The 12999-nt window shown below is 62.0% G+C and carries 11 protein-coding genes and 1 tRNA gene; 7 read left to right on the top strand and 5 right to left on the bottom strand.

Going from position 1 to position 12999, the window contains the following annotated elements; translation table 11 throughout:
• Positions 1-117 precede the first annotated feature (117 nt).
• Positions 118-1446: an MATE family efflux transporter gene (locus RPG13_RS10290; protein WP_442921386.1), complete on the bottom strand. Its 1329-nt coding sequence runs from the start codon at positions 1444-1446 to the stop codon at positions 118-120.
• A gap of 126 nt (positions 1447-1572) precedes the next feature.
• Here RPG13_RS10290 and RPG13_RS10285 point away from each other — a divergent pair, with 126 nt between their 5' ends.
• Positions 1573-2475, top strand: a complete 903-nt coding sequence (locus tag RPG13_RS10285) for a histone deacetylase family protein (protein ID WP_337124978.1) — start codon at positions 1573-1575, stop codon at positions 2473-2475.
• Positions 2476-2583: 108 nt separating this feature from the next.
• On the opposite strand, the gene RPG13_RS10280 is transcribed toward RPG13_RS10285, so the two are convergent.
• Both RPG13_RS10280 and RPG13_RS10275 read right to left on the bottom strand, forming a co-directional pair.
• On the bottom strand, positions 2584-2847 hold the full coding sequence (locus tag RPG13_RS10280; RefSeq protein ID WP_095488019.1) for a DUF6460 domain-containing protein: 264 nt from the start codon (positions 2845-2847) through the stop codon (positions 2584-2586).
• 41 nt (positions 2848-2888) lie between these two features.
• The gene (locus RPG13_RS10275) at positions 2889-3287 is read right to left on the bottom strand and encodes a hypothetical protein (protein ID WP_245461341.1); all 399 of its coding nucleotides are present in this window, start codon (positions 3285-3287) and stop codon (positions 2889-2891) included.
• On the opposite strand from RPG13_RS10275, the gene RPG13_RS10270 reads away from it, so the two are divergent.
• A complete protein-coding gene (locus RPG13_RS10270; RefSeq protein ID WP_337127003.1) occupies positions 3186-4985 on the top strand; it encodes an acyltransferase family protein in 1800 nt (599 codons plus the stop codon). The two genes, RPG13_RS10275 and RPG13_RS10270, sit on opposite strands and share 102 nt — an antisense overlap.
• Before the next feature lie 78 nt (positions 4986-5063).
• Positions 5064-5137: transfer RNA gene (locus RPG13_RS10265), tRNA-Gly, on the top strand.
• A 20-nt stretch (positions 5138-5157) separates the two neighbouring features.
• Here RPG13_RS10265 and RPG13_RS10260 read toward each other — a convergent pair.
• A complete protein-coding gene (locus tag RPG13_RS10260) occupies positions 5158-6147 on the bottom strand; it encodes a LysR family transcriptional regulator (RefSeq protein ID WP_095488015.1) in 990 nt (329 codons plus the stop codon).
• 311 nt (positions 6148-6458) lie between these two features.
• On the opposite strand from RPG13_RS10260, the gene chvE reads away from it, so the two are divergent.
• The 4 genes from chvE to araD1 all read left to right on the top strand — a co-directional run bounded on the left by chvE (position 6459) and on the right by araD1 (position 11669).
• Positions 6459-7523: a multiple monosaccharide ABC transporter substrate-binding protein gene (chvE, locus tag RPG13_RS10255; protein ID WP_095488013.1), complete on the top strand. Its 1065-nt coding sequence runs from the start codon at positions 6459-6461 to the stop codon at positions 7521-7523.
• 99 nt (positions 7524-7622) lie between these two features.
• The gene (gene mmsA / locus RPG13_RS10250) at positions 7623-9155 is read left to right on the top strand and encodes a multiple monosaccharide ABC transporter ATP-binding protein (RefSeq protein WP_337124977.1); all 1533 of its coding nucleotides are present in this window, start codon (positions 7623-7625) and stop codon (positions 9153-9155) included.
• Complete coding sequence (mmsB, locus tag RPG13_RS10245) at positions 9152-10444, top strand: multiple monosaccharide ABC transporter permease (RefSeq protein WP_095488009.1); 1293 nt, start codon at positions 9152-9154, stop codon at positions 10442-10444. The genes mmsA and mmsB overlap by 4 nt, the downstream gene beginning before the upstream one ends.
• A gap of 232 nt (positions 10445-10676) precedes the next feature.
• Positions 10677-11669 (top strand): AraD1 family protein, encoded by a 993-nt coding sequence (gene araD1 / locus RPG13_RS10240; protein ID WP_095488007.1) that lies wholly within the window; start codon positions 10677-10679, stop codon positions 11667-11669.
• Positions 11670-11743: 74 nt separating this feature from the next.
• Here the strand turns inward: araD1 and RPG13_RS10235 are convergent, their stop codons facing one another.
• Positions 11744-12874 (bottom strand): IS481 family transposase, encoded by a 1131-nt coding sequence (locus RPG13_RS10235; RefSeq protein ID WP_126104210.1) that lies wholly within the window; start codon positions 12872-12874, stop codon positions 11744-11746.
• Positions 12875-12999: the final 125 nt, after the last annotated feature.

Genomic DNA, 12999 nt, shown 5'->3' with positions numbered 1-12999 from the left:
AAGCTGCCGAAAAAACGTAACGAAATCGACTGGAAGTGCAAGCGATCCGCTGACGCCAGAACTTATGGAAAATAGGATCGCTTTCCACCCTGCGCGAAAGTTGACCTAGGACACTGCCTAAAACGCCGTCCGCAGCCGCAAGCGCAAAATGGCAAGCAGGCTGAAGCCGCGCACCAGCAGGAAGACATGCAGCGCCGCCCACAGGCCGTGATTGCCAAAGGCCGGCGCCAGGATGAGCAGGGCGGCGCTGAAGACGAGGAACGACAAGAGCATCATGTTGCGCATATCGCGCGACCAGGTCGCACCGATGAAGACCCCATCCATCTGAAACGCCAGCACGCCGCTGAGCGCGGTGAATGCCGCCCAAGGCAAATAGATGTCGGCAACGGCGCGAACATCTTGTGACGTCGTGATCAGGGCGATCAGATCGGTACCGCTCAGCAAAAGGACAAGCGTCGCCGTGGCCGCCAGCCCGAAGCCCCAGAACAGGGTCAGCCGCACCGCCTGCCGGAATTGCATGGCGGCGTGCGCGCCGACGGCCCGTCCGGCGAGCTGTTCGGCTGCCGTGGCGAAACCGTCGAGGAAATAGCCGGCGATAAGGAAGAAGTTCATCAGCACGGCGTTGGCGGCCAGTGTCACCGTGCCGAATTGTGCGCCCTGGCGGGTGAACAGCGCGAAGGCGGCGAGCAGCGAGAACGACCGGATCATGATGTCGCGATTGAGCGACATCATGCGCAAGAATGCCGACAGATCGACGACGCGATGGCGCGGCAGGCGGGGTGCTGCCGAGAAACGCTTGATGACGATCGCCAGGCCAAGCAGCATGGCGACGAACTCACCGGTGACGGTCGCCCAGGCGACGCCGGCGACGCCCCAGCCGAGCTCCAGCCCCAGCAGGATGCAGAGCGCGATGTTGATGCCGTTCAGCACCAATTGCAGCATCAGTCCCAGCCCGCCCTCGCCGCGCCCCAGCACATAGCCGAGGATGGCGTAGTTGATCAGCGAGAACGGTGCCGCGAGCAGCCTGATGCGGATATAGACGGCCATCGCTTCGCTGACGCGCGGCTCGGCATCCATGAACCACTGTCCGGCGGTGGCGAACAGTGGCGCAAGGGCGGCAAGCACGATGCCGGCAACGACCGCGATCAGCACGGCACGCCAGAACACCGCCTGTTCCTCCAGTTCGTCGCCACGGCCGAGAGCCTGGGCGACGAGGCCCGTGGTGCCGGAGCGCAGGAAATTGAAGGAGGTGAAGACGACGTCGAAAACCAGGGCACCCGCCGCCAGGCCACCGAGAAGAGCAGCGTCGCCGAACTGCCCGATCACCGCGGTGTCGACGATGCCGAGCAGCGGCGTCGTCAGATAGGCCAGCGTCATCGGCACTGCGATGGCGAGCACCGAGCGGTTGGTGACGATGAAGGGCCGGCTGTTGGCCGTTGCTGACAGCTGATCCAGGACCCGATCCTCATTGCGACTTGCTCGAATGGCCGATGTGCCCCAGTTTCCCGACGCCGCGCAATCTTTCATCGCGTCATGGTCAACCGAAACCCGCTTCTGGCGCACCGAGCGCTCATGCCACTGCAGATCGTTCATCATCCCGACTACGACGCCGGTTTTGCCGTCAACCATCGCTTCCCGATGAGCAAATACCCATTGCTGATGGAAGCCCTGAGCGCGCGCGGACTTGCCGGGCCCGAGGCGCTCAGCATGCCTAGGCCGGCGCCGGCATCATGGCTGAAGCTTGCTCATGCCGCCTCGTATGTCGATCAGGTGCTGGCCTGCGAAGTGCCTGAAAAGATCGAGCGCGAGATCGGCTTTCCGGTGGGTCCGCGGGTCTCGCTCAGGGCGCAGCTCGCAACGGGCGGCACGGTGCTGGCGGCGCGGCTGGCGTTGCTGAACGGCATCGCCTGCAACACCGCCGGCGGCAGCCATCATGCGCGGCGCGCGCAAGGCGCCGGCTTCTGCACCTTCAACGATGTTGCCGTGGCTTCGCTGGTGCTGCTTGCCGAAGCTGCCGCCCGCAACATCCTGATCGTCGATCTCGACGTCCATCAGGGCGACGGCACGGCGGACATTCTGGGCGATGAACGGCGCGTGTTCACCTTTTCCATGCATGGCGACCGTAACTATCCGGCGCGCAAGATCGCTTCCGACCTCGACGTCGCCCTGCCCGACGGCACCGGCGATGCGGCCTATCTCGAAAGGTTGGGCGGCATTCTGCCGGAACTCACCGCCAGGGCGCCCTGGGACATCGTTTTCTACAATGCCGGGGTCGACGTCCATGCCCATGACCGGCTTGGCAGGTTATCGCTGTCGAACGAGGGGTTGCGCGCCCGTGACGACATGGTGATCCGTCATTTCCGCGCGCTCCGCATCCCGGTCTGCGGCGTTATCGGCGGCGGCTATTCGACTGACGTGGCGGCGCTTGCCGCGCGCCATGCCATCCTGTTCGAAGTGGCATCAGGCTTCGCGTGATGGCCCCATCATTTGGGCATGACCTTTTCCGAAAACCGGTTTCCACTTTTCAGGATCATGCCTGACGTTGAGCATGATCCTTGCCGAACCGCAGGTTCGGGGCCATACCTATTTCCGGTAGTTGGCGATCCTGAGCAGGAGGAAGGCCGGAATGACGATCGCCGCGCCCAGCAGGATGTAGCCGAGGAAACGGTCAATGGCGCGGAAGCCCAGATTCCAGAGATCGACGAAGAAATTCCGGATGCCGTAGAGCACATCCACCGGCGACCAGCCGAAAGCGTTCATGACAAGGCCGACGAGGAACGATACCACCAGCAGCTTCAGAAGCACCCGGAGCGGCGTATCGCCGAGAAAGCGCGTCAGTGCGGACAAGGCGTGTCTCCAGATTCGGTTAACCCGATTCGGGTACAGGTTCAGAAATACGCACTTGCCGCGCTGGCATCAAGGTGGTCGCTGAATCCAGTTGCTCCGCACGGCGGTTTGCGGATTGTCTGCTCGCCGACCTTGACACCTATGTTGCAGCGCAGCAAAATTGGAGGACAGAGGGTAATCCGTTGATATTGATCTGCCAGACTCATCGCCCGACTATGGACGGACTGCGCCGTCTCGCCGTGACCTGCGAACACAGGGCTTCTTGAATGAAGTACAGGCGCGATATCGATGGCCTTAGGGCTGTTGCGGTGCTGCCGGTTGTACTCTTCCATTTCGGAATCTCGGCAATTCCAGGCGGCTTTACCGGCGTCGATATCTTCTTCGTCATATCCGGCTACCTGATCACCGGAAGTCTTCTGGACGACCTTGAACGCGGCCAATTTTCGATCGTCAGCTTCTACTGGCGCCGTGCCCGGCGCATTCTGCCGGCTCTGATCTTTGTCACGCTTCTCACCTGTATTGCGGCATTGTTCATTCTTCTGCCGTCAGATCTGCATGAATTCAGTCTCAGCGTCATAGCGGCCTCGACTTTCTGGTCGAACGTCTATTTTTGGAAAACGTCAAATTACTTCTCCATCGATGCCGAGCTCCGACCGCTGCTGCATACGTGGTCGCTTTCGGTCGAGGAGCAGTACTATATCTTTGCCCCAATCCTGATGTTCCTGATCTATCGCTATTTTGCGAAGCGCTGGCTGACAGCACTCCTGCCGATCATTCTCGGCAGCTTCTTGCTGGCGGTGATGGCGACATGGCTGGCGCCAAGCGCGGGATTCTACCTGCTGCCGACACGGGTCTGGGAACTCATGCTGGGCGCCGTGCTCATGCTGAAACGGCCCCCGCCCTTGAGCAATCGATTCCTTATGGAACTGGTGGGGCTGGCCGGATTTGGCCTTCTCGCCATCGGGTTCTTCGCGATTTCGGAGAGCGACCCGTTCCCGGGCTACAACGCTTTCTATCCGTGCCTCGGAACGGCCCTCCTCATCTATGTCGGCCAAAATAGCCCCTCGACGATCGCTAGCCGCATACTCGAAGTCCGACCGCTGGTCTGGATCGGTCTCATCTCGTATTCGCTGTATCTTGTTCACTGGCCGATCAATGCGTTCGCGCACTATCTTTCATTGCAAAAACTCGACGCGTCGATGACCGTTGCGATGACGGTTGCAAGCTTCGCATTGGCTGCATTCTCCTGGAAGTATATCGAGCAGCCGTTTCGGCAGAAAAGGAGCTTCACCGCCCCGATGCCCATCTTCGCCTTTTCAGCCGGCGCGATCGCTCTTCTTTGCGTTGGCGGGGCGACCGGGGCGCTCGGCAACGGTTTTCCGCAACGGTTTCCGGACTATGCCCAACAGCGGATCCCTGTCGGGGACTGGCTCAAGGGCACCTGTTTCAACGAGGGCTCCAGCCGGATCGAAAGCTGGAACATCAAGGACTGCACACGCACTCGCGGCTTCCCTACAACCGTTTTGTTGTGGGGCGACTCGTTTGCCGCCCACTATGTTTCGGGCCTGGAGGCCAACATAAATCAGCTTCAGGCCAACGTCGTCGAATATACATACGCAGGCTGTCCACCAATCCTCTCTTACTTCTCCTACGCACGCCCGGATTGCATGCGGTTCAATCAGCAGGCCCTGAAAGTCATCCAGAACGCCGGCATTAAGACGGTTGTACTCAGCGGCCGGTGGACCGACTATGAGGCCAGGAGTTTCGACGGTCTCCAGCAAACGATCGATACGCTTCATGGCCTGGGTGTGCGCGTGTTTGTCATCGGCCAGTCTCCGCAGTTCATAACCGACGTTCGGAAAATCGCATTCTTCGCAAAGCGCGGAAATCTCAGTGATACGTCCTGGCCGATGGCCATGGATCCCGACATCAACAACCGCGTGCGCTCATTTACCAAAGGCGCCACCTTCATCGATCCGCTCGAATTCCTCTGTAGCGCAGGACGCTGCTCCTACGCCGACGCAGGCCAGTTTCTCTATTTCGACTATGGCCATTTCTCCTCGATAGGGGCCACGCGGGCCATTGCGAAATACTGGCCGGTGTTTGCGGTAGACGATGCCCTTGCCACGACGAAGTAGCGGCGGGCGGCGGGCAAAGCTCGAATGCGCGCTTAACGATTGCCCGAACGCCGGATTGCGTGGTAACGAGGCTGCTGCGCGGGTATGATGTAATGGTAGCTTGTCAGCTTCCCAAGCTGAACGCGCGGGTTCGATTCCCGCTACCCGCTCCAGCCGTCAGCCCACCTCTCTCTCAACCCACCTCCCTCAAAATGAAGTCGTGCAGCATCTTGGCGGCGGGCGACAGCACGCGGTTTTTCACGGTGATCAGGCTGTAGGGCCTGACCTCGATGTCGAATTCGGTCTGAACGACGTCGATGGCGCCGGCCAGCCCCTCGGGGTTCTGGATGAATTTCGCCACCTGAATCGACACCGGCGCGATGGCGTCCGACTGCGCGACCATGACCAGGGTGAGCAGCAGCGAGCTGGTGTTGAGGATGCGGTCCGGCAGCGCGATGTTGCGGTTCAGGAAATTGCTTTCCATCGCTTGGCGCAGTGGCGAGCCGCCCGACTGGAAAACCCAGTCGTAGGCAGCGGTCTCCTCCAGCCGCACCGCCTTGCCCTTGGCGAGCGGGTGGCCGCGGCGCACGATCAGGCAGGCTTTTTCAACACCGATGACGCGGGCCTCGAACAGCCGTGGATTGAGGTCGTCGGGGATGCGCGCGATGATGAAATCGTGACGCGTGGCGATCAGCTCGCGCGCCAGCACATTGGAGGTCTCGACCTGCATGGTGATCTCGATACGCGGATAGATGCGCCGGATTTCGCGGATCGCCGGCACGGCGAGCTCGATCGCAGGGGCCGTCACCGCGCCCAGGAACACCGAGCCGCCCTTGCCCGCCTTGAGCTCGGATATCTCGCGGTCGACCTCACGCATCTCGAGCAGGATCGAGCGCGCGCGCCTCGCCAATGCCTTGCCATAGGGCGTCAGCGTGATGCCGCGCGGTAGCCTTTCGCACAGCTTGACGTCGAGCACTGCCTCCATCTCGGCGATCATCCGTGAGGCGGCGGGCTGCGAAATGTTCATGACCTGGGCTGCCGCGCTGACCCGGCCATGGTCGTCAAGGGCTGCGATCATGCGCATGTGGCGCAGGCTGAGGCCGCTGCGCAGCAGGATCTCTCCGTCGCCGGGGGGTTCTTCGTAACCGGCTGAAAGTCCATCAGGATTCCGCAGCGCCGCCATCGTCTTTTTCTGTCCCGCTCGTGGCCACCGGCAATCCGGCCAGGTCTTCGTCGGCTTTCAATATATCAGTTTCGGTATAGCAACCATCAAAGATCGCATTTGACAGTTATGGCAAAGAGCCACACCCTTTGCGCGTCCTGAAGCTTGACCGTCGCCAGCGAGAAAAATCGCATCGACTGGAACCAGAGTCTCAGGGCCGATTGGGAGGATACCGGAGATCGATATGACGGCAGCGGCGCGTTTGGCGCTCCTGCACGATCGCGCGGCCCACGAAACCCAGGGTGCGCGTCCATCAAACAGGGAGAGTTAATGTGAAGATCATCAAGACACTGGCCGCCGTCGCGGCCCTTGGCATCGCGGCCATGACGGTCCCGGCGCAGGCAGGCGAAGGCCTCGTCGGCGTGCTGATGCCCACAAAGACCTCGCAGCGCTGGATCAACGACGGCGACGCCGTCAAGTCCCAGCTCGAGGCTCTGGGCTACACTGTCGACCTGCAATATGCGCAGGACGATATCCCCAATCAGCTCAGCCAGCTGGAAAACGAAATCACCAAAGGCCCGAAGGCGCTGATCATCGCCTCAATCGACGGCACCACGATGTCGGACGCGCTGCAGAAGGCGGCTGACGCCGGCGTCGTCGTCGTCGCCTATGACCGCCTGATCAAGAAGACCGCGAATGTCGACTACTACACCACCTTCGACAATTTCGGCGTCGGCGTCATCCAGGCCAAATCGCTGCTCAAGGGCCTCGGCTATCCCGAAAACAAGGGTCCGTTCAACGTCGAGCTGTTCGGCGGTTCGCCGGACGACAACAACGCCTTCTTCTTCTACAACGGCGCCATGTCGGTGCTGCAGCCGCTGATCGACGACAAGACCCTCGTCGTGAAGTCCGGCCAGATGGGCATGGACAAGGTCGGCACGCTGCGCTGGCTGGCAGCGACCGCCCAGGCCCGCATGGACAATCTGCTCTCCGCCAACTACTCGGATGGCAGCCGCGTCGATGGCGTGCTCTCGCCGTATGACGGCCTGTCGCGCGGCATCATCGCCTCGCTGCGCGCCGTTGGTTACGGCACGGCCGACCAGCCCTGGCCAATCGTCACCGGCCAGGACGCCGAGACCGCTTCGGTCAAGGCGATCATCGCCGGCGAACAGTACTCGACCGTGTTCAAGGATACCCGCGAACTCGCCAAGGCGACGGTCGAGCTCGTCGACAAGGTGCTCTCGGGCGGCAAGCCGGAAGGCCTCGACACCACGACCTACAACAACGACGTCAAGGTCGTCCCCTCGATCCTGCTGACGCCGCATGAGGTCGACAAGTCGAACTACCAGGCCCTGGTGGTCGACTCCGGCTACATCAAGGCCGAAGAGCTGAAGTAACCGCAGTTGCAAAGTCTGGGGTCCTGCGCAACGCAGGGCCCCTTTTCGTTAACCAGCGAGGCCGGTATGTTTGCCGATCTCGGAGGAGCTTAATTCCTGATGACCTCGACGATTTTGGAGATGCGTGACATCACCAAGACGTTTCCCGGCGTCAAGGCGCTGTCGAATGTCAACCTCAGCGTTGAGGAAGGCGAGATCCATGCCGTGGTCGGCGAGAACGGCGCCGGCAAATCGACGCTGATGAAGGTGCTTTCGGGCGTGTACCCATCCGGCACCTATGACGGCGAAATCATCTATCGCGGCGATGAGTGCCATTTCAAAGGCATCCACGACAGCGAGCGCCGCGGCATCGTCATCATCCACCAAGAACTCGCGCTGGTGCCGATGCTGTCGATCGCCGAAAACATCTTTCTCGGCAACGAGCAGGCCAGTTTCGGCATCATCGACTGGAACGCCAACGAGACGCGCACCGGCGCTCTGCTCAAGAAGGTAGGCCTCAAGGAAGACCCAAAGACGCTGATTACCAATATCGGCGTCGGCAAGCAGCAGCTGGTCGAGATCGCCAAGGCGCTCAGCAAGGAAGTGAAGCTGCTCATTCTCGACGAGCCGACGGCATCGCTCAGCGAAAAGGACAGCCAGGCGCTGCTCGATCTGCTCCTCGAATTCAAGCGGCAAGGCATCACCTCGATCCTGATCTCGCACAAGCTCAACGAGATCAATCGGGTCGCCGACAAGGTCACGATCATCCGCGACGGGCGCACCATCGAGACGCTGCCCAAGAAAGACATCTCGGAAGACCGCATCATCACCTCGATGGTCGGCCGTTCGCTGGACGACCGGTTCCCGCCGCGAGAGCCAGAGATTGGCGAGACCGTGCTCGAGGTGAAGAACTGGTCGGTCTATCACCCGATCCATGCCGAGCGGCAGGTGATCAAGGGCATCGATATCAACGTCCGCAAGGGCGAGGTGGTGGGTATCGCCGGGCTGATGGGTGCTGGACGCACCGAATTCGCGATGAGCCTGTTCGGCCGCTCCTATGGCCGCCGCATCACGGGCGAAGTGCTGCTCAAGGGCAAGCCCATCGATGTCTCCTCTGTCAGCAAGGCGGTGGAACATGGCATTGCTTACGTCACCGAGGATCGCAAGACCTACGGTCTCAACCTAATCGATCATATCAAGCACAACATCACGCTGGCCAATCTTCCCGGCGTGTCGCGCCATAGTGTGATCGACGATATGCGCGAGCTTGCGGTAGCCAACGACTACAAGGCCAAGACCAACATCCGCTCGTCCAGCGTCTATCAGATGACCGGCAACCTGTCGGGCGGCAATCAACAGAAGGTGGTGCTGTCGAAGTGGCTGTTCGCCAATCCGGAAGTGCTGATCCTCGACGAGCCGACGCGCGGCATCGACGTTGGCGCCAAGTATGAAATCTATACGATCATCGCGCGTCTCGCCTCGGAGGGTAAGGCGATCATCGTCATCTCGTCGGAAATGCCCGAACTGCTCGGCATCACCGACCGCATCTATGTCATGAACGAAGGGCGTATCGTCGGCGAAATGGCGGCGAGCGATGCCAGCCAGGAAAAGATCATGCGCGCCATCGTTCGCGGAGAAGGAAAAGCATCATGAGCACCGAAAGCGCTCCCGTGCCGAAAAGCGGCGTCGCCGAAGATGTGCAGCAGGGGCCGCGCGTTGCCGTCTCGGCGCTGGTCACCAACCTGCGCGAATACGGCCTGATCCTGGCGCTGATCCTCATCATGGTGTTCTTCCAGTTCACGACGTCCGGAACGCTGTTCAAACCGGTGAACCTGAGTAACCTGGTGCAGCAGAACAGCTTCATCATCGTGATGGCGCTGGGCATGCTGCTGGTGATCGTCTCCGGCCATATCGATCTCAGCGTCGGCTCCGTCGCCGGTTTCATCGGCGCGCTGGCAGCGATGATGATGGTCATCTGGCCTCTCGGCCCTTTCAGCAATCCGCTGGTGGTGTCGATCATCTGCCTGATCGTCGGTGGCGCAATCGGCGCGGCACAAGGCTACTGGATTGCCTATCACCGAATACCAAGCTTCATCGTCACCCTGGCGGGGATGCTGATCTTCCGCGGCATCTGCCAGGCGCTGCTGGGTGGCGGGTCTTCCGTGGGGCCGCTTCCGGTCGGCTTCAAGGCGCTAAGTTCCGGCTTCATTCCGGACGTGATCGGCTCGTTGACGCTGATCCCGCCGGTCGTGAACGCCGCTGGCAAGACCATCGTCGGCAGCGGGCTGACGCTGCACATGACGACGATCGTGATCGGCCTCGTCGCTGTGCTCGCCTATGCCTATCTCGGGCTCAGGGCGCGGCGCAGCCGAGAGCGGCATGGCTATGAAGCCGAACCCTTCCCGCTGTTTGTCGTCAAGACCCTGGTGATCAGCGCCCTGACGCTGTTCCTGGTCTACCAATTCGCCACCTACAGAGGTCTGCCAATCGTTCTCGTGGTGATGGGCGTGCTGATCGCGCTGTTCGTCTTCGTCACCAAACGCATGACGGTCGGCCGTCGTATCTACGCAATGGGCGGCAATGCCAAGGCGGCGCAGCTATCGGGTATCAAGACCGAGCGGCTGACCCTGATGGTGTTCATCAATATGGGCGTGCTCTCGGCGCTCGGCGGGCTGATCATTGCGGCGCGCCTTGGCCAGGCGGTGCCGGCGGCGGGCCTCGGCAGCGAGCTCGACGTGATCGCCGCCGTGTTCATCGGCGGCGCTTCGGCGATGGGCGGCGTCGGCCAGGTTATTGGCGCGGTGGTCGGCGGCTTCATCATGGGCGTGATGAACAACGGCATGTCGATCATGGGCGTCAATGTCGATTGGCAACAGGTGGTGAAAGGCCTGGTGCTGCTCGGCGCCGTGGTCTTCGACGTCTACAACAAGAACAAGGCTTGAGGGCGAGGAAACGAATGCATGTCGCCCAAGCCTGTCCTCGGGCCTGATCCGGGGGTGCGCAGCGGTTTTGGGCAACGCCGTGCACAGAAGCAAGGATTGAAGCGCGCCTCCCTTGGCACGCGAGCGCAATCCGGACGAAGAATTTCACCCGTGGCGCGGACATCGTCCGAGCTGCGCCAGGCAGAGCTTGCCGGACCGGCAGTCGGCCAAGGCAACTGAGAGAGGATACGTCATGCTGATTTCCCAGATCCTCGACGACGCGGAGACCATCCGCGTTGTTGCCCGCAACGGCGGCAAGACCAGGATCATCAACGGCGCCCGCAGCGTCTATTCGCTGGCGATGGAGGCCGCGCGCACCGGCACCGGGCTCGCCGCCCTCATCGAGCGCAAGGGGTTCGGTGAAGCGGTCGACCTCGATGCCGCCTACAAGAAGGGACGGCTGTTGTCGCCGATCAACCATCCGGATCCGGCGCATCTTCATCTCACCGGCACCGGGCTGACGCATCTCGGCTCCGCCGCGACCCGCGATGCCATGCACAAGAAGCTCAGCACCGGCGGCGAAGAGCAGCTCACCGATTCCATGAAGATGTTCCGCATGGGGTTGGAGGGCGGCAAGCCGACCAACGGCCAGACGGGCGTGCAGCCGGAATGGTTCTACAAGGGCAACGGCACCATGGCGGTGGCGCCCGGTGCGGCACTTCTGTCGCCCGCCTTCGCCCAGGATGCCGGCGAGGAGCCGGAAATCGCCGGCATTTATGTCATCGGCGACGACGGTGCCCCGTTCCGCGTCGGCTTCACGCTGTCAAACGAGTTTTCCGACCACGTCACCGAGCGTGTGAACTATCTTTTCCTTGCGCATTCCAAGCTGCGCAACGCCTCGTTCGGGCCGGAGATCCTGATCGGCGACCTGCCGTCCGACATCAGGGGTTCCTCACGCATTGTCCGCGACGGCAAGCTGCTGTGGGAAAAGCCGTTCCTGTCAGGCGAGGCGAACATGTCGCACACCATCGCCAATCTCGAACATCACCACTTCAAATATTCGGCTTTCCGCCAGCCGGGCGACGTTCATGTGCACATGTTCGGCACCGCGACGCTGTCCTTCGCCGACGGCGTCAGGACCGAGGCCGGCGACGTGTTCGAGATCGAGGCCAAGGATTTTGGCCTGCCGCTGCGCAACCCGCTTGAAATCGAGCAGCCGGTGAAGGTGTCGGTGAAGGCGCTTTAGCGGGATCTCCCCCCCTGTTTGGACCGGGGACATCGCGAACAAGTGTGCGAGGACATCGCGAACAGTTTCCCATCTTATCGTTGGCTTGCGTTGAGGTCGATGGTTTGGATTTTCTGATGACGGAAGTAGGCGTCGAAGACGCCGTCGGTTTCGGTAGGGCGGAAGGCGACGGCCTTGCCGGCAAACGCCTTGCAGATCTTGACGGCGTGTCCGAACAGCGAAGTTGTGCCCTTCTGCTGGATTCTGCGGACCTGGTCGCCGGGCGCGTATTCGAATGGCTGGACGGCATCGGCGAAGTCGCGCGCCGAAGCCCGATAGCGGTCGAGCGGCACAGCGTCCGCAATGGCCTGGTGCGGCCGCTCGGCGTTGTAGATGTGACGCCAGGCATCGAAGGCGCGCTGTGCCGCCTGCAGGCTGTCGAAGGGCGGCCCCTGCAGCGCCTCGGCCTTGAGCGTGCGGTGGAAGCGCTCCTCCTTGCCCAGCGTCTGTGGGTGGCAGGGTCTGGAATGGCCGATCGTTATGCCGTTCTCGATCAGCCAGACGCCGAGCATGGTGAAGTTGTTGCGGCCGCCGTCGCCCCAGGGCGGGCCGTTGTCGGTGGCGATGCGCCACGGCAGGCCGTAGCGCCGGAAGGCGGCGATCAGGCGGGTTTTGACAGTTTCGGTGGTTTGGTCGGGGCAAGCTTCCAGCACCAGCGAGAAGCGCGAATGATCGTCGAGCACGGTCAACGGGTGCAGCCGCCCGGCGCGCAACGGCACATGGCCCTTGAAGTCCATCTGCCACAGGTCGTTGGGAGCGGCGTGCTCGAAGCGGATGAACGCTTTGGCGCCGCCACCCAGCGCACCCAACTCGACGCCGTTGCGGCGCAGGATGCCAGTCACCGTCGAGGCGGCCGGATTGCCCAGCCCCTGGCGCGCCAGCACCCGGGCGATCTTGCGCCCGCCCCAGGCCGGATGCGTCGTGCGCACCGAAAGCGCTGCCGCCTCGATCTCGTGTGCGCTGCGCGTCGGGCTCGACTGCGGCCGGCGCGAACGCTCCAAAAGCCCGGCCTCGCCAATAGCCCGCCAACGCGCGAGCAACTTGTAAGCGCATGTCCGGCCGATCCCGAAGCGTCGGCACAACGCGCTCATATTCGCTCCTTCCGCCGCAGCCAGCCGCACAAACTCCAGCTTCCGTTTCAGCACGCTCGTGTCCTCGAATGGCATCTCGAACCCCCCAGCGCAAAGCGCGCCAAACTGTTCGCGATGTCCTCGCACACCTGTTCGCGATGTCCCCGGTCCAAACACCCCCTTGAGGGGGAGATGTCGCCGAAGGCGACAGAGGGGGTCGT

Source organism: Mesorhizobium sp. ISC15 (genome assembly GCF_037162615.1).
Lineage (GTDB): Bacteria > Pseudomonadota > Alphaproteobacteria > Rhizobiales > Rhizobiaceae > Mesorhizobium > Mesorhizobium mediterraneum.
Note: the sequence above shows the minus strand (reverse complement) of the source record. Positions and strands in the feature narration are given on the sequence as shown.

Coding starts and splice junctions, on each gene's coding strand:
- mmsB (WP_095488009.1), top strand. CDS start 9,152: ATGAGCACCGAAAGCGCTCCCGTGCCGAAAAGCGGCGTCGCCGAAGAT.
- mmsA (WP_337124977.1), top strand. CDS start 7,623: ATGACCTCGACGATTTTGGAGATGCGTGACATCACCAAGACGTTTCCC.
- RPG13_RS10285 (WP_337124978.1), top strand. CDS start 1,573: ATGCCACTGCAGATCGTTCATCATCCCGACTACGACGCCGGTTTTGCC.
- araD1 (WP_095488007.1), top strand. CDS start 10,677: ATGCTGATTTCCCAGATCCTCGACGACGCGGAGACCATCCGCGTTGTT.
- RPG13_RS10235 (WP_126104210.1), bottom strand. CDS start 12,874: ATGCCATTCGAGGACACGAGCGTGCTGAAACGGAAGCTGGAGTTTGTG.
- RPG13_RS10260 (WP_095488015.1), bottom strand. CDS start 6,147: ATGGCGGCGCTGCGGAATCCTGATGGACTTTCAGCCGGTTACGAAGAA.